Consider the following 14501-nt stretch of genomic DNA (forward strand, 5'->3'; position numbering starts at 1 on the left):
ACGGGGGGTGGATCAGTGGTCGAGCAACCGGTCGAACTGGGTGGTGGTGTGCCGCAGATGGGCCACCAGCTCGTCCCCGACCTGCGGGGCGGGTGCGTCGTTGGGCACGAACAGGATCGAGACCTGCATGTGCGGGGGCTCCGCGAACCAGCGCTGCTTGCCCGCCCACACGAAGGGCGCGAGATTGCGGTTCATGGTCGCCAGGCCCGCGCGGGCGACGCCCTTGGCGCGCGGCATCATGCCGTGCAGCGCCTTCGGCGCCTCCAGGCCGACGCCGTGCGAGGTGCCGCCGGCCACGACCACGAGGTGGCCGTCACCGGCCGTCTTCTGCTGGCGGTAGCCGAAGCGGTCGCCCTTGGACACCCGCGTGACGTCCAGGACGGAGCCCCGGTACTGGGTGGCGTCGTGATCGCCGAGCCACAGCCGGGTGCCGATGCGGGCGCGGAAGCGGGTCTGCGGGAACTGCTGCTGCAGCCGGGCGAGTTCATCGGCCTTGAGGTGGCTGACGAACATCGTGTGCAGCGGCAGGTGGGCGTTGCGCAGGCGCTCCATCCACGCGGTCACCTCGTCGACGGCGGTGCTGCCGTCGCCGCGGTCCAGCGGCAGATGTATGGCGAAGCCCTCCAGGCGCACGTCCTCGATGGCGGCGTGCAGCTTGGGCAGGTCCTCCTCGCTGATGCCGTGCCGCTTCATGCTGCTCATGACCTCGACGACGACCCGCGCGCCGACCAGGCCGCGCACGCCCTCGACCGAGGAGACGGACCTGATGGCCCGGTCGGGCAGCGGCACGGGCTCCTCGCCGAGCCGGAAGGGGGTGAGCACCAGGATGTCGCCGCCGAAGAGGTCCTTCATCCGGGCCGCTTCGTAGGTCGTGCCGACGGCGATGGTGTCCGACCCGAAGCGGGCCACCTCATCGGCCAGCCGCTCGTGGCCGAAGCCGTAGCCGTTGCCCTTGCAGACCGGGACGATGCCCGGGAACTGCTGGAGGACGGACTGCTGGTGTGTCCTCCAGCGCTGGGTGTCGACGTAGAGCGTGAGCGCCATGGCCGGTCCCGGTTCCTTTCCCTGGGTGTGGTCGGTGCGGTGGGGTCAGCGGCGCGACATGTAGATGTCGAGGGCCTTGTGCAGCAGCTTGTTGAGCGGGAAGTCCCACTCGCCGAGGTACTCGGCGGCCTGGCCGCCCGTGCCGACCTTGAACTGGATGAGCCCGAAGAGGTGGTCGTTCTCGTCGAGGGAGTCGCCGATGCCCCGCAGGTCGTAGACGCTCGCGCCCAGCGCGTAGGCGTCGCGCAGCATCCGCCACTGCATCGCGTTCGAGGGGCGGACCTCGCGCTTGTGGTTGGCGGAGGCGCCGTAGGAGTACCAGACGTGCCCGCCGACGATCAGCATGGTCGCCGCGGCGACGGCCTCGCCCTCGTGGATCGCGAAGTACAGCCGCATGCGGTTGGGGTCCTCGGTGTTGAGGGCCGTCCACATGCGCTGGAAGTAACTGAGCGGCCGCGGGCGGAACTTGTCGCGCTCCGCGGTGATCTCGTACAGGTGCTGCCAGGTGGGCAGGTCTTCGTAGCCGCCCTGGACGACCTCGACGCCGGCCTTCTCGGCCTTCTTGATGTTGCGCCGCCACAGCTGGTTGAAGCCCTTGTGGACGTCCTCCAGGGAACGGTTCTCCAGCGGCACCTGGAAGATGTAGCGCGGCTGCACGTCACCGAAGCCGGCGCCGCCGTCCTCGCCCTGCTGCCAGCCCATGCGGCGCAGCTTGTCGGCGACCTCGAAGGCACGCGGCTCGATGAAGGTGGCCTCGACGTCGCGCAGGCGCTTGGCGTCCGGGTCGGCGATGCCCGCCTTGATGGCGCCCGCGTCCCAGCGGCGGATGACGACCGGCGGGCCCATCTTCACGGAGAAGGCGCCCTGCCGCTTGAGGTGGGCCAGCATGGGCTGGAGCCAGTCCTCGAGGTTCGGGGCGTACCAGTTGATGACCGGGCCCTCGGGCAGGTAGGCCAGGTATCGCTTGATCTTGGGGAGCTGACGGTAGAGGACGAGGCCGGCGCCGACCATCTGCCCGGTCTTGTCGAACCAGCCGAGGCTTTCCGAGCGCCACTCCGCCTTGACGTCAGCCCACGCCGGGACCTGCATGTGACTGGCCGCGGGCAGACTCTGGATGTATGCCAGATGCTGCTCTCGGCTGATGGTCCTCAGGGTCAGGCTCACGGGGCGCTCCTCGGCAGGTGTGTCCCCAGGGTCGGGGCTCCGGCTCTCGCGCCGAAGCCTACTGCGACCGGGGAGCGCCCCGTTTGGGCGTACCGCCCCCTATCCGAGCACGCCGCCGAAGAGCCCGCCGTGGGCGATGCCGAGGAAGAGGCCGATCGCGGAGGCGCCCAGCCCGATGATCAGCAGGAAACGCTCTCCCGTGGTGGCCGAGATGAATTGTCCCCAGGCCCCGCTGAGGACGCCCGCCAGCCCGCTCCACGAGCTGAGCAGGTGCAGGTCCTTGAAGGCCGAGGAGATGAAGGCCAGCGCACCGAGCGCGACCGTCAGGACGACGAAGGTGTTCTCGACTGGATGCGGTTTTCCGTCGCTGTTGAGCACGGAGTTGATCAGAGCGCGCAAACCGTGGGGCTGCCTGACCGCCTGTGTCATCGAGCTACCTCCTCAAGGCAGGTGGCGCATTATGGCGCCGGTCACACCCGTTGCGTACAAATTGTGGCCCCCGGCGCCAGGATTTCAACCGGAGGCCGGTGTACGGGTACTCTGTACGGTCTGCATCGGTATCTGCCAAGGGCCGGTCCTTCGGCTCCGCACTGTTTGTCAGTGCTGGCCGATACCGTTGTCAACGCATCACGACCCTCCTGCCACGGATCGACCGTGGCCGCTGAGTCCAAAGGAGGTGGGTTCCACATGCGTCACTACGAGGTGATGGTCATCCTCGACCCCGATCTCGAGGAGCGCGCTGTCTCCCCGCTGATCGAGAACTTCCTCTCCGTCGTCCGTGAGGGCAACGGAAAGGTCGAGAAGGTCGACACCTGGGGCCGTCGTCGTCTCGCTTACGAGATCAAGAAGAAGCCCGAGGGCATCTACTCGGTCATCGACCTGCAGGCCACGCCTGAGGTCGTCAAGGAGCTCGACCGCCAGATGAACCTGAACGAGTCGGTCCTCCGGACCAAGGTCCTCCGTCCCGAGACCCACTGAACCCCACCGGTTCAGCGGTAATCGGGCTGTATCGCAACGAGTAGCAAGCAGCCAGCACACCCGCCGAGAGGTTCATCCATGGCAGGCGAGACCGTCATCACGGTCGTCGGCAATCTCGTCGACGACCCCGAGCTGCGCTTCACCCCGTCCGGTGCGGCGGTCGCGAAGTTCCGTGTCGCGTCCACTCCCCGCACCTTCGACCGCCAGAGCAACGAATGGAAGGACGGCGAAAGCCTCTTCCTGACGTGCTCGGTGTGGCGGCAGGCGGCGGAGAACGTCGCCGAGTCGCTCCAGCGCGGCATGCGTGTCGTCGTGCAGGGCCGGCTCAAGCAGCGGTCCTACGAGGACCGCGAGGGCGTCAAGCGCACGGTCTACGAGCTCGACGTCGAAGAGGTCGGGCCGAGCCTGAAGAACGCCACGGCGAAGGTCACCAAGACCACCGGCCGTGGTGGCCAGGGTGGCTACGGCGGCGGCCAGGGTGGCCAGGGCGGCAACGGCGGCCAGGGCGGCGGCTGGGGCTCCGGTCCCGGCGGCGGCCAGCAGGGTGGCGGCGGGGCTCCCGCCGACGACCCCTGGGCGACCGGTGCTCCGTCCGGCGGCCAGCAGGGCGGCGGAGGCGGCTGGGGCGGCGGCTCCGGCAACTCCGGCGGCGGCTACTCCGACGAACCGCCCTTCTAGGGCGAACAGCAACAAACTTCTTGATCACACTGGAGAGAGACAATGGCTAAGCCGCCTCCGCGCAAGCCGAAGAAGAAGGTCTGCGCCTTCTGCAAGGACAAGACCGCGTACGTGGACTACAAGGACACGAACATGCTGCGGAAGTTCATTTCCGACCGCGGCAAGATCCGTGCCCGTCGCGTTACCGGCAACTGCACCCAGCACCAGCGTGACGTCGCCACGGCCGTGAAGAACAGCCGTGAGATGGCGCTGCTGCCCTACACCTCGTCCGCGCGATAAGGGAAGGGTGACCGAATAATGAAGATCATCCTCACCCACGAGGTCTCCGGCCTCGGTGTCGCCGGTGACGTCGTGGACGTCAAGGACGGCTACGCCCGCAACTACCTGGTCCCGCGCGGTTTCGCGATCCGCTGGACCAAGGGTGGCGAGCAGGACGTGGCGCAGATCCGCCGCGCCCGCAAGATCCGTGAGATCGCCACGATCGAGCAGGCCAACGAGATCAAGGGCCAGCTCGAGGGCGTCAAGGTCCGCCTGGGCGTCCGCGCCGGCGAGGCCGGCCGCCTGTTCGGCTCCGTGACCCAGGCCGACGTCGCTTCGGCGATCAAGGCTTCCGGTGGTCCCGAGGTCGACAAGCGCCGCGTCGAGCTGGGTTCGCCCATCAAGACCCTGGGCGCGCACCAGGTGTCCGTGCGTCTGCACGCCGACGTCGTTGCCAAGCTCGGCATCGAGGTCATCGCCGCGTAAGCAGCGTCGTGCTCGGCAGAGCATGAGGAAGGGCCGCACCCCCTCGGGGTGCGGCCCTTCCGCGTACGTGACGTCACGTGACGTACGGCTCCTACGCCCGTACCGCCCCGGTGACCATCCAGTGCCCCGACCGTGCCCGCAGCCACAGTGTGAGCATGCGCACCGCCATCATCAGCGCCATCGCCCACCACAGGGCCGTGAGCCCGCCGCCCAGGGCGGGGACGAGCAGCGCGGCGGGTGCGAAGACGACGAGGACCGCCAGCATCGCCCAGGCGAGGTACGGGCCGTCCCCGGCCCCCGTCAGTACCCCGTCCAGGACGAAGACGATGCCCGCGACGGGCTGTACGGCTGCCACGACCAGCAGGGCGGGCAGCAGCGTGTCCCGTACGGCCGGGTCGGAGGTGAACAGCGGGACGAACAGCGGCCGCGCGGCGATCACCAGCACCCCCAGCACCACGCCGGTGGCGATGCCCCACTGCACCATGCGGCGGCATGCCGCGCGCGCCCCCTCGGTGTCCCCCGCGCCGAGTTGGCGGCCGATGATCGCCTGCCCGGCTATCGCTATGGCGTCCAGCGCGAAGGCGAGCAGGTTCCACAGGGAGAGGACGATCTGGTGCGCCGCCGTCTCGCTGTCGCCGAGCCGGGCCGCGACCGCCGTCGCGATCATCAGCACCGCCCGCAGCGCGAGCGTACGGACCAGCAGCGGCACCCCGGTCCGGGCGCAGGCCCGTATCCCGGCGGCGTCGGGCCGCAGCGGGGCGCCGTGCCGCCGCGCGCCCCGTACGACGACGGCGAGGTAGACGGCCGCCATGGCCCACTGCGCGGCGACCGTGCCCCAGGCGGAGCCCGCGATGCCGAGCCCGGCGCCGTAGACGAGCGCGAGGTTGAGCACGGCGTTGAGGGCGAAGCCGCCGACGGCGACGTACAGCGGGGTCCGGGTGTCCTGGAGCCCCCGCAGCGCCCCCGTGGCCGCGAGCACGACGAGCATGGCGGGCACGCCCAGTGCGCTGATCCGCAGATAGTCGGCGGCGTACGGGGCCGCGGCCGGGGAGGCGCCGAAGAGCTCGACGAGTGCCGGAGCGGTGGGCAGCACGGCGCCGACGATCGCGGCACCCAGCAGCAGGGCGAGCCAGATACCGTCCATGCCCTGCCGGACGGCCCCCCGGAGGTCTCCCGAACCCACCCGGCGCGCGACGGCGGCGGTGGTGGCGTAGGCGAGGAAGACGAAGACGCCGACGGCGGTGGTGAGGAGTGCCGCGGCGATGCCCAGCCCGGCGAGCTGCGGGGTGCCGAGGTGGCCGACGATGGCGCTGTCGGCCATCACGAACAGGGGCTCCGCGACGAGCGCGCCGAAGGCCGGCAGGGCCAGGGCGACGATCTCGCGGTCGTGCGCGTGGGCCATGGGCAGGCGGCGGGGGAGGGTGTGACTCACAGGTCCCATTCAATCTTCCACAGGTAATGAGCGCAATGGCCTTTTGTCACTTACTCGGCGTTGTGAACCGCGATCTTCTCTGTGCCGTTTGTCGCCATCTGGGCCCGGCCGCAAAACTTTTTCTCCTCAACAGCCGGTGGATGACAAACATGCAGGTCAGAAGCGCGCTCATGGCGGTGGAGTGGTGTTGTCCACAGCGCTTTCCCCCGACCCGTGCACAGGTTGGAGGGGGTTCTCCACAGCTTGGGGCCCCTCATCCACATGCCCTGTGGATAACCAGATTGGCTGACGGTGCCCGCGGGCCTACCGTGGACCGGCGCCCACCGTCCGTTCCCGTCTCCCAGGCCCCCTTTCGACCTTACGAGACCGGCGTCATCCCGACGCGCCACAACCGGAGCCGGGCGTCCTGTTTGTCGGAGCCGTGCCGTAAGAAAGAGAGGCACGGTGAGGTCCGCTTCGCGGACGGGAGGAGGTGGTGGGGGTGAGCGTCCCCGAGCCCATGGACGACCCCTGGGCGGGCGGCGGCCCCGGCGACCGTCTCCCCTTCCCCCGCTCCCGTCGTGCCGACGGCCGTGGTGACGGCCGTTCCCGCGAGCAGCACGACCGCGGGGGCGACGACAGCGCCTGGCAGGGCCAGCAGTCCGGCGGCTTCGAGCGCGTCCCCCCGCAGGACGTCGACGCCGAGCAGTCCGTCCTCGGCGGCATGCTGCTCTCGAAGGACGCGATCGCCGACGTCGTCGAGGTCCTCAAGGGCAGCGACTTCTACAAGCCCGCGCACGAGACCGTCTACCAGGCCATCCTCGACCTCTACGCCAAGGGCGAGCCCGCCGACCCGATCACGGTCGCGGCGGAGCTCACCAAGCGCGGCGAGATCGCCCGCGTCGGCGGTGCGTCGTATCTGCACACCCTGGTTCAGACCGTCCCGACCGCGGCCAACGCCGAGTACTACGCCGAGATCGTCCATGAGCGTGCGGTCCTGCGGCGGCTGGTCGAGGCGGGCACCCGCATCACGCAGATGGGATACGCGGCCGACGGCGACGTCGACGACATCGTCAACAACGCCCAGGCCGAGATCTACGCCGTCACCGAGCAGCGCACCAACGAGGACTACCACCCGCTCGGCGACATCATGGAGGGCGCGCTCGACGAGATCGAGGCCATCGGCTCGCGCAGCGGCCAGATGTCCGGCGTCCCCACCGGCTTCACGGACCTCGACGCCCTGACGAACGGCCTCCACCCCGGCCAGATGATCGTCATCGCCGCCCGTCCCGCGATGGGCAAGTCGACGCTCGCGCTGGACTTCGCCCGGGCCTGCTCGATCAAGAACGATCTGCCGAGCGTCATCTTCTCCCTCGAAATGGGCCGCAACGAGATCGCGATGCGTCTCCTCTCCGCCGAGGCCCGGGTCGCCCTGCACCACATGCGTTCGGGTTCGATGACCGATGACGACTGGACGCGCCTCGCGCGCCGCATGCCCGACGTCTCCGCCGCGCCGCTCTACATCGACGACTCCCCGAACCTGTCGATGATGGAGATCCGCGCCAAGTGCCGCCGTCTCAAGCAGCGCAACGACCTCAAGCTCATCGTCATCGACTACCTCCAGCTGATGCAGTCCGGCGGCGCCCGGCGCCCCGAGAGCCGTCAGCAGGAGGTCTCGGACATGTCCCGTAACCTCAAGCTCCTCGCCAAGGAGCTCGAGGTCCCGGTCATCGCGCTGTCGCAGCTGAACCGTGGCCCGGAGCAGCGTACGGACAAGAAGCCGATGGTCTCCGACCTGCGTGAGTCCGGCTCCATCGAGCAGGACGCCGACATGGTCATCCTGCTCCACCGCGAGGACGCGTACGAGAAGGAGTCGCCCCGCGCGGGCGAGGCGGACCTGATCGTGGCCAAGCACCGAAACGGCCCGACGGCCACGATCACGGTGGCCTTCCAGGGCCACTACTCGCGCTTCGTGGACATGGCCCAGACCTGATCGCAGGGGCCTTGTGAAGGCGCCCGACTCCGTCGCCCCGGAAGGAACCCATGCGAGTGAGCGCCCCCCGCGACCTGGCCGCACTGCCGTATGCGCACCACCTCGAGCCCTTCACCGGCGAGCTCGAGCAGGCGGGCGCCTACGAACGGCTCCACTTCGACGGCTCCTCCTTCCAGGACGCGGAAGCAGGCAGTGCCCTCTTCAGTGAGTCGGCCTTCTCCTCGGCCGCCTTCGACCGTGGCCGTCTGCGGCGTTCCCGGTTCGACGAGGTGTGGCTGCACGCCGTCCGTATGGTCGGGACGAACCTCGCGGAGACCACTTGGCTGGACAGCGAGTGCGTCGCCGGTGTCTTCGCCGGTACGGAGATCCACGGTGCCGAGATGCGCCGTGTCGTCTTCCACCAGTGCAAACTCGACTCGGTCAACCTGCGCGCGACCACGCTGAAGGACGTCGTCTTCGTCGACTGCCTCCTGCGCGACGTGGACTTCGGCGGTGCGGAACTGACCGACGTCCGCTTCCCCGGATCGTCCTTGGACCGGGCACGGTTCGACAAGGCCAGGCTGACGAGGGTCGACCTGCGCGAGGCCACCGCGCTGGGCATCGCCTCCGGGATCGGATCCCTGAACGGCGCGACGATCAGCACGGCCCAACTGTTCGACCTGGCACCGGTCTTGGCGCAGCACATCGGCCTCAGCGTGAAAGACGACTGACCCGGCGCAGTGATCTGACGCAGCCTCAGCCGTCGAACTCCGTGAGGTCGAGGCGGCTGAGGCGCTCGGGGTCGGTGAGGATGTCGATCGCGGTGATCCTGCCGCCCCTGACCGTGAACGCCATGAGGGACAGGGGGCGTCCGTCCATCGTGGCGAGGGCCCCCGCGACTCCGTTGACGAGTACGGGCCGGGTGGCCCCGGCGAAACGGGCGCCCAGGACGGCCTGTTCGGACACGGCGGCGACGCCGCGGCGGACCAGGCTCGGGCGTCGGCTGCCGCCGTCGGAGCGGACCACGACGTCCGGGTCGAGGACGGTGACGAGCGCCTCGAAGTCGCCGCCGCGGGCGGCGGCGAGGAAGGCGTCGACGACCTCGCGCTGGCGGGGCAGGTCGGTGTCGGGGGCCGTATCGGCGCCCTGCACCCGGCGGCGGGCGCGGCTCGCGAGCTGGCGGGTCGCCGCCGGGGTGCGCCCGAGGGCGGGGGCGATCTCGTCGAAGGGCAGGGCGAACATGTCGTGCAGGACGAACGCGAGCCGCTCGGCGGGGGCCAGCGTGCCCAGGACGACGAGCAGCGCGAGGCCGACGGAGTCGGCCAGCAGCGCCTCGTGTTCGGGGTCGACGGCCTCGGTGCCGTCGACGACCGGGTCGGGCAGCCGTACCCGCTCCTCCAGCGACTCCTCCCGGCGCGAGGTGCGCGAGCGCAGCATGTCGAGGCACACCCGGCCGACGACCGTGGTCAGCCAGCCGCCCAGGTTCTCCACGGTGTCGGCGTCGGAGCGGCTGAGCCGGATCCAGGCCTCCTGGACGGCGTCGTCCGCCTCGGTGAGCGAGCCGAGCATCCGGTAGGCCACCGCCTTCAGATGCCCGCGGTGCTCCTCGAAGCGCTCCGCCAGGAAGTCGTTCTCGCCCATCGGCTCCATCGGCTCCATCGGCCCCGTCTTTCAGTGTCTTTCGGTCGTGATCGCCATGATCATGACGAAGTCTGGGCGACGGATGTGACATCCCCGGCCCCGAAGTGACGGAGGCCACCCTCGAGCAGGCCGAAGGCCGCCTCGGCGTTGGCGACCGCGTCGGGGTGGACGGCGTCCGCCGTCTCGCCCGCGAGCATGCGCCGCAGGTTCTCGGCGTACAAGGCCTCGTGGGTCCCGGCCAGTTGGGCCGCTACGGCCTCGGCGAGCACCGGGGGGCCGGGGAGCTCGGCGGCGAGCAGGGCGTGGCCCCGCCGGGTGAGGACCAGGGCCCGCGCGGAGAGCGAGGGGGTGCTGTGCACGAGGCGGCACACGCCCAGGACGGTCGGGGAGTCGTTGAGCCCGGTGGAGGCGTCGCGTGCGTCGAGCGCGGCCAGGAAGGCGCGGCGCAGGGCCGCGAGGGGGGACTCGCCGGCGGCCCGCTCGCGGACGATGCGGGCCGCGTCGGGGACGTGCTCCTCGAGGGGGCGCAGGACGAGGTCCTCCTTGGTGGGGAAGTAGTTGAAGACCGTCATCTTGGAGACGTCCGAGGTCTCCGCGATCTGGGCCACGGTGACGTTGTCGAAGCCGTGCTCGAGGAACAGGCCGATGGCGTTGGAGAAGAGCAGCTGCGTGGTCCGGAGCTTCTTGCGCTCCCGCAGGCCGAGTTGTCCGGTCATGGCTCCAGCATACCCAGTACAAGCTTCGGCCGGGCTTAAATATTGACCCGATCTATATTTTCTCTCTATGATCGTCGCATGACAACGATCAGCGCCGAGGCCGGCGCTCCGGCTCTGCTGGGCCACCGCCGTCCCGTCGTCACCGGCGCGGTGTTCGCCGTGACCGCTGTGGCCAATGCGCTCCAGTTCGTGATCCCCGGGATGCTTGAACACCTCCAGCGCACCCCGCAGGGCCTGCACGGGCAGTGGTGGCGGTCGGTGACCTCGCTGTTCGTCCAGGACGGCGGCGTGATCGGAACGCTGTCCAACCTGCTCTTCCTGGCGCTGATCGGCGCGGTGGCCGAGCAGGTGCTCTCCCGCCGCGCCTGGCTGGTGCACTACTTCGGAGCCGGTGTGGCCGCCGAGTTCATCGGCTACGCATGGCAGCCGGTCGGCGGCGGCAACTCGATCGCGATCTGCGGCCTGACCGGTTCGGTCGCCTTCGCGATATGGCGCGGCGACGGCCGCCTCCCCGCCGCCGCGCCCCGCGTACTGCTGATCTGGTGCGCCGCGCTGCTGGCCACGATGGCGAGTGTGGCGCTGGTGCCGGGCATCGTGGGTGCCGTGGTGGCGGGGACCGTGATCGAGAAGATGCGGGCCCGCGGCGCGGCCCGCTGGGCCGCCGTCGCGGCGGTGGCGACAGCGCTGGTCCTCGCGGCCGCGCAGAACATCCACGGCGGCGCGCTCCTGATCGGCATGGCCTTCACCGCCCTCACCGTCCTTGCCCCGCGCGCCCGTTCCGGTTCATGACGCGCGGGGTCTTCATGACGCGCGGGGTCGCACCACCGTCACCACCATCACCAGCGACGCGAGCACCGTCAGTCCGCCGCCGATCCACAACACCCCGGCCGTGGTGAGGCCGTCGACCGCGAAGCCGCCGAACAGCGCGCCCAGGGCGATGGACAGGTTGAACACCGCGACGTACAGCGAGGACGCGGCCTCGGTCGCGTCCGGCGCGGCCTTGAGGACCCACGTCTGCATGCTGACCGGCACGGCCCCGTAGCCCAGCCCCCAGAGGACCAGCACGGCCGCCGCGGCCGGCGTTCCGCCGTCGCCGGCCAGGGCGAGCGCGGCCATGGCGGCGGCGAGCACGGCCCCGATGCCGGTGACGACACGGCGGACGTGCCGGGTGACCAGCGCACCGGCGAGGAAGTTGCCGGCGATCCCGGCCACGCCGAAGACCAGCAGCAGCACGCCGATCGCGCTGCCGTCGATGCCGTCGTCCCGCAGCACCGGGCGCAGGAAGGTGTAGGCCACGAAGTGGCCGGTGATGACGAGGAAGGTGACGGCGAGTCCGGCCCGCAGCCCGGAGAACGCGCGCAGCAGCCGGGGCAGTTCGGCCAGAGTGATCGTCCGGGTCGCGGGCAGGGGCGGCAGCAGAAAGACCATGCAGGTCAGCGCGGCCAGCCCCAGCAGTCCCACGGCCGCGAAGGCGGTACGCCAGCCGCTGAGGTCGCCGAGCAGGGTGCCGGTGGGCACGCCGAGTACGGACGCGGTCTCGACCCCGCCGAAGATCACGGCGGTGGCCCGGCCCACGTGCTCCTCCGGCACCAGCCGCAGGGCGATGCCCCCGGCGATCGCCCAGAAGCCGCCGACGCTGATCCCGATGAGGAACCGGGCCGCCAGGACCACGGCGAAGTACGGTGCACAGGCGGACGCCAGATTGGCGGCGCCCACGATGCCGATCAGCGCGACGAGCACGAGGCGCCGGTCCACGTGCCCGGTGGCCACGGTCACCAGGGGCGCCGAGACCGCGGCCACGAGGCCGGGCACGGTGACCATCAGGCCGGCCGTACCCTCCGACACGTCGAGCGCGGAGGCGACCGGGGTGAGCAGACCGACGGGCAGCAGCTCGGAGGTCATGAGGGAGAAGATGCCCAGCGTCACCGCGAGGACGGCCGCCCACCCCTTCAGGGGCGAGCGGACGTCGTCGTCGGTGGCCGGGGTACCGGCCAGGGTCATGGCGTCGCCCGTCATTCCGTGCCCGGCGGCGATGGGGGTACCCCCATGCGTTCAGCCATGGGGGCGCGTGGTGACGTTCATCCGGTTCCACACGTTGGCCGTGAAGATCACCGAGATGAGCTGGGCCAGCTCCTGCTCGTCGAAGTGCCGGGCGGCGCGGTCGTACACGTCGTCCGGGACGCCGCCCGGCAGCAGGGTCACGGCCTCGGTCAGGGCGAGCGCGGCGCGCTCCCGGGCGGTGAACAGGTGCGAGTCCTCCCAGGCGCTGAGCTGGTAGATCCGCTCCTCGGTCTCGCCCGCCTTGCGCGCGTCCTTCGTGTGGTAATCGATGCAGTACGTGCAGCGGTTGAGCTGCGAGGTGCGGATCTGGACCAGCTCGAGGACGACCGGGTCGACGCCCGCCCGGGCGGCGCCGTCCAGGGCCAGGACGGCCTTGTAGACCTTGGGCGCGAGGGCGTGGAAGTTCATGCGTTCGGTGCTGTGGATCTCTGTCATGTGCTTCACCCTAGGAACGGCAGAGACCGCCCGAGGGGTGCATTTCCGCGCCGGAAAGACGGGTCAATTCTTCTGCCTCAGGCACCATAAGGTCGTGACGTGTGTGAGCCGAGATGCCTATGGTGCGGCAATGACCACTGCACACGAGGAGTTCACCGAGCTGCTGCCCGCCACCCGACGGGCCCTGCTGCACCGGGTCGCCGTTGCCCAGGCGGAGGACCGTATGCCCTCCCTCACGGCGGCGGTGATGCGCGAGGGACGGATGGTGTGGTCCGCCGGGCGCGGCAGCGTGGACGGGCGGACACCGGACGCCGGCACCCAGTACCGCATCGGCTCGCTCACCAAGACCTTCGCCGCGGTCCTGGTCCTGCGGCTGCGCGACGAGGGGCTGCTGGACCTGGACGACCCCTTGGCCAAGCACCTCGACGTGCCCGAGGCCGCCGAGGCCACCATCGCCCAGCTGCTGTCGCACAGTTCGGGCCTGGCGGCCGAGGCGCGCGGCCCGTGGTGGGAGCGTACGGACGGCGCACTGCGCCCCGAGCGCGCGGACATCTTCGGCGAGCGCCCGCGGAAGCACCCGGCCGGGCGCCTGTACCACTACTCCAACCCCGGGTACGCGCTGGTCGGCGCGCTCGTCGAGCAACTGCGCGGGGAGAGCTGGTACGAGGTGCTGCGCCGTGAGGTGCTGGAGCCGCTCGGCATGCGGCGCACGACGTACGCGCCCGCGGCGCCGCACGCGGACGGCTGGGCCGTGCACCCGTGGGCGGACGCCCTGCTGCCCGAACCCGCCGCGGACACCGGGCTGTTGGCCCCGGCCGGACAGCTGTGGTCGACGGCCGCAGACCTGTGCCGGTACGCGGCCTTCCTGCTGCACGGCGACGACCGGGTGCTCGATGCCGCGTCGCTGGCGGAGATGCGCCGCCCGGCGGTCGAGCCGCAGGGTGCCGACTGGTCCGACGGCTACGGCCTCGGCCTGCAACTGGCCCGTCGCCACGGGCGGTTCGTGTGCGGGCACACCGGCTCGATGCCGGGGTTCGTGGCAACGCTCTGGGCGAGTCCGGACGAGGACGTCGCGGCGGTCGCGCTGGCGAACAGGACATCGGGACCGGTGGAGCCGGTGGTCGCGGACCTGGTGGACACGGTCGTACGGCACGAGCCCCGCATCCCCGCACCGTGGCGTCCGCTCGACGCGGTGGACCCGGCCCTGCTCGAGCTGACCGGCCCCTGGTACTGGGGCGCCGCCCCGATGACCCTGCGCCTCCGCGCACACCGCGGGCTGGAGCTGTCGGCACTCGGCAACTCCGGCCGCGAGGCACGGTTCCGCGCGGAGGCGGACGGGACGTGGACGGGGCTCGACGGGTACTACGCGGGGGAGACCCTCACGGTCGTACGGCACCCGGACGGGACGGTGAGCCACCTGGATGTCGGCACGTTCGTCTTCACGCGTGAGCCGTATGCGCCTGGTGGTGCGGTGCCGGGCGGGGTGGACGGGGGTGGCTGGCGCTAGGGTTTGAGCCCCGGACCCGCCCTCCCCCCCCCCCCCCCCCCACCACCCCCCCCCCCCCCCCCCCCCCCCCCCCCCCCTCTCCCCCCCCCCCCCCCCCCCCCCCCCCCCCCCCCCCCCCCCCCCCCCCCCCCCCCCCCCCACGGCCGGGTG

At 70.8% G+C, this 14501-nt stretch carries 16 protein-coding genes; 8 read left to right on the forward strand and 8 right to left on the reverse strand.

Annotated elements, in window-relative coordinates; all coding sequences use genetic code 11:
• Positions 1 to 12: 12 nt before the first annotated feature.
• From ACV530_RS24370 to ACV530_RS24380, 3 genes are all read right to left on the reverse strand, one after another.
• Positions 13 to 1044: an alanine racemase gene (locus ACV530_RS24370; RefSeq protein WP_494334763.1), complete on the reverse strand. Its 1032-nt coding sequence runs from the start codon at positions 1042 to 1044 to the stop codon at positions 13 to 15.
• Between the two features lie 45 nt (positions 1045 to 1089).
• Positions 1090 to 2208, reverse strand: a complete 1119-nt coding sequence (locus ACV530_RS24375; RefSeq protein ID WP_494334764.1) for a lipid II:glycine glycyltransferase FemX — start codon at positions 2206 to 2208, stop codon at positions 1090 to 1092.
• A 99-nt stretch (positions 2209 to 2307) separates the two neighbouring features.
• Positions 2308 to 2637: a hypothetical protein gene (locus ACV530_RS24380; RefSeq protein WP_494334765.1), complete on the reverse strand. Its 330-nt coding sequence runs from the start codon at positions 2635 to 2637 to the stop codon at positions 2308 to 2310.
• 258 nt (positions 2638 to 2895) lie between these two features.
• Here ACV530_RS24380 and rpsF point away from each other — a divergent pair, with 258 nt between their 5' ends.
• From rpsF to rplI, 4 genes are all read left to right on the forward strand, one after another.
• Positions 2896 to 3186, forward strand: coding sequence for a 30S ribosomal protein S6 (gene rpsF / locus ACV530_RS24385; protein ID WP_049719052.1), 291 nt, complete (start codon positions 2896 to 2898; stop codon positions 3184 to 3186).
• 78 nt (positions 3187 to 3264) lie between these two features.
• Complete coding sequence (locus ACV530_RS24390) at positions 3265 to 3864, forward strand: single-stranded DNA-binding protein (protein ID WP_494334766.1); 600 nt, start codon at positions 3265 to 3267, stop codon at positions 3862 to 3864.
• A gap of 42 nt (positions 3865 to 3906) precedes the next feature.
• Entirely contained in the window at positions 3907 to 4143 is a 237-nt protein-coding gene (gene rpsR, locus ACV530_RS24395; RefSeq protein WP_004950692.1) for a 30S ribosomal protein S18, read from the forward strand.
• An 18-nt stretch (positions 4144 to 4161) separates the two neighbouring features.
• The gene (gene rplI / locus ACV530_RS24400) at positions 4162 to 4608 is read left to right on the forward strand and encodes a 50S ribosomal protein L9 (protein ID WP_494334767.1); all 447 of its coding nucleotides are present in this window, start codon (positions 4162 to 4164) and stop codon (positions 4606 to 4608) included.
• A 91-nt stretch (positions 4609 to 4699) separates the two neighbouring features.
• Here the strand turns inward: rplI and ACV530_RS24405 are convergent, their stop codons facing one another.
• Positions 4700 to 6010 carry an MATE family efflux transporter gene (locus ACV530_RS24405; protein WP_494334794.1) on the reverse strand — a complete coding sequence of 437 codons (1311 nt, stop codon included), beginning with the start codon at positions 6008 to 6010 and terminating at the stop codon, positions 4700 to 4702.
• Positions 6011 to 6521: 511 nt separating this feature from the next.
• Between ACV530_RS24405 and dnaB the strand changes: the two genes are divergently transcribed.
• Positions 6522 to 8012: a replicative DNA helicase gene (gene dnaB / locus ACV530_RS24410; protein ID WP_494334768.1), complete on the forward strand. Its 1491-nt coding sequence runs from the start codon at positions 6522 to 6524 to the stop codon at positions 8010 to 8012.
• Between the two features lie 50 nt (positions 8013 to 8062).
• The gene (locus ACV530_RS24415; protein WP_494334769.1) at positions 8063 to 8722 is read left to right on the forward strand and encodes a pentapeptide repeat-containing protein; all 660 of its coding nucleotides are present in this window, start codon (positions 8063 to 8065) and stop codon (positions 8720 to 8722) included.
• 25 nt (positions 8723 to 8747) lie between these two features.
• On the opposite strand, the gene ACV530_RS24420 is transcribed toward ACV530_RS24415, so the two are convergent.
• Together ACV530_RS24420 and ACV530_RS24425 are read right to left on the reverse strand one after the other, a co-directional pair.
• Positions 8748 to 9632, reverse strand: coding sequence for a sigma-70 family RNA polymerase sigma factor (locus ACV530_RS24420; RefSeq protein ID WP_494334795.1), 885 nt, complete (start codon positions 9630 to 9632; stop codon positions 8748 to 8750).
• Positions 9633 to 9691: 59 nt separating this feature from the next.
• Positions 9692 to 10348 (reverse strand): TetR/AcrR family transcriptional regulator, encoded by a 657-nt coding sequence (locus tag ACV530_RS24425; protein WP_494334770.1) that lies wholly within the window; start codon positions 10346 to 10348, stop codon positions 9692 to 9694.
• 78 nt (positions 10349 to 10426) lie between these two features.
• Here ACV530_RS24425 and ACV530_RS24430 point away from each other — a divergent pair, with 78 nt between their 5' ends.
• On the forward strand, positions 10427 to 11137 hold the full coding sequence (locus ACV530_RS24430) for a rhomboid family intramembrane serine protease (protein WP_494334771.1): 711 nt from the start codon (positions 10427 to 10429) through the stop codon (positions 11135 to 11137).
• Between the two features lie 12 nt (positions 11138 to 11149).
• On the opposite strand, the gene ACV530_RS24435 is transcribed toward ACV530_RS24430, so the two are convergent.
• Together ACV530_RS24435 and ACV530_RS24440 are read right to left on the reverse strand one after the other, a co-directional pair.
• Entirely contained in the window at positions 11150 to 12349 is a 1200-nt protein-coding gene (locus ACV530_RS24435) for an MFS transporter (protein ID WP_494334772.1), read from the reverse strand.
• A gap of 51 nt (positions 12350 to 12400) precedes the next feature.
• Positions 12401 to 12817, reverse strand: coding sequence for a carboxymuconolactone decarboxylase family protein (locus tag ACV530_RS24440; protein WP_494334796.1), 417 nt, complete (start codon positions 12815 to 12817; stop codon positions 12401 to 12403).
• 157 nt (positions 12818 to 12974) lie between these two features.
• Here ACV530_RS24440 and ACV530_RS24445 point away from each other — a divergent pair, with 157 nt between their 5' ends.
• Positions 12975 to 14351 (forward strand): serine hydrolase domain-containing protein, encoded by a 1377-nt coding sequence (locus ACV530_RS24445; protein ID WP_494334773.1) that lies wholly within the window; start codon positions 12975 to 12977, stop codon positions 14349 to 14351.
• The last annotated feature ends 150 nt before the right edge of the window (positions 14352 to 14501 follow it).

The organism is Streptomyces sp. SX-6, from assembly GCF_059089585.1.

Coding starts and splice junctions, on each gene's coding strand:
- ACV530_RS24370 (WP_494334763.1), bottom strand. CDS start 1,044: ATGGCGCTCACGCTCTACGTCGACACCCAGCGCTGGAGGACACACCAG.
- ACV530_RS24380 (WP_494334765.1), bottom strand. CDS start 2,637: ATGACACAGGCGGTCAGGCAGCCCCACGGTTTGCGCGCTCTGATCAAC.
- rpsF (WP_049719052.1), top strand. CDS start 2,896: ATGCGTCACTACGAGGTGATGGTCATCCTCGACCCCGATCTCGAGGAG.
- ACV530_RS24390 (WP_494334766.1), top strand. CDS start 3,265: ATGGCAGGCGAGACCGTCATCACGGTCGTCGGCAATCTCGTCGACGAC.
- rpsR (WP_004950692.1), top strand. CDS start 3,907: ATGGCTAAGCCGCCTCCGCGCAAGCCGAAGAAGAAGGTCTGCGCCTTC.
- rplI (WP_494334767.1), top strand. CDS start 4,162: ATGAAGATCATCCTCACCCACGAGGTCTCCGGCCTCGGTGTCGCCGGT.
- ACV530_RS24405 (WP_494334794.1), bottom strand. CDS start 6,010: ATGGCCCACGCGCACGACCGCGAGATCGTCGCCCTGGCCCTGCCGGCC.
- ACV530_RS24415 (WP_494334769.1), top strand. CDS start 8,063: ATGCGAGTGAGCGCCCCCCGCGACCTGGCCGCACTGCCGTATGCGCAC.
- ACV530_RS24420 (WP_494334795.1), bottom strand. CDS start 9,632: ATGGGCGAGAACGACTTCCTGGCGGAGCGCTTCGAGGAGCACCGCGGG.
- ACV530_RS24425 (WP_494334770.1), bottom strand. CDS start 10,348: ATGACCGGACAACTCGGCCTGCGGGAGCGCAAGAAGCTCCGGACCACG.
- ACV530_RS24430 (WP_494334771.1), top strand. CDS start 10,427: ATGACAACGATCAGCGCCGAGGCCGGCGCTCCGGCTCTGCTGGGCCAC.
- ACV530_RS24435 (WP_494334772.1), bottom strand. CDS start 12,349: ATGACCCTGGCCGGTACCCCGGCCACCGACGACGACGTCCGCTCGCCC.
- ACV530_RS24440 (WP_494334796.1), bottom strand. CDS start 12,817: ATGAACTTCCACGCCCTCGCGCCCAAGGTCTACAAGGCCGTCCTGGCC.
- ACV530_RS24445 (WP_494334773.1), top strand. CDS start 12,975: ATGACCACTGCACACGAGGAGTTCACCGAGCTGCTGCCCGCCACCCGA.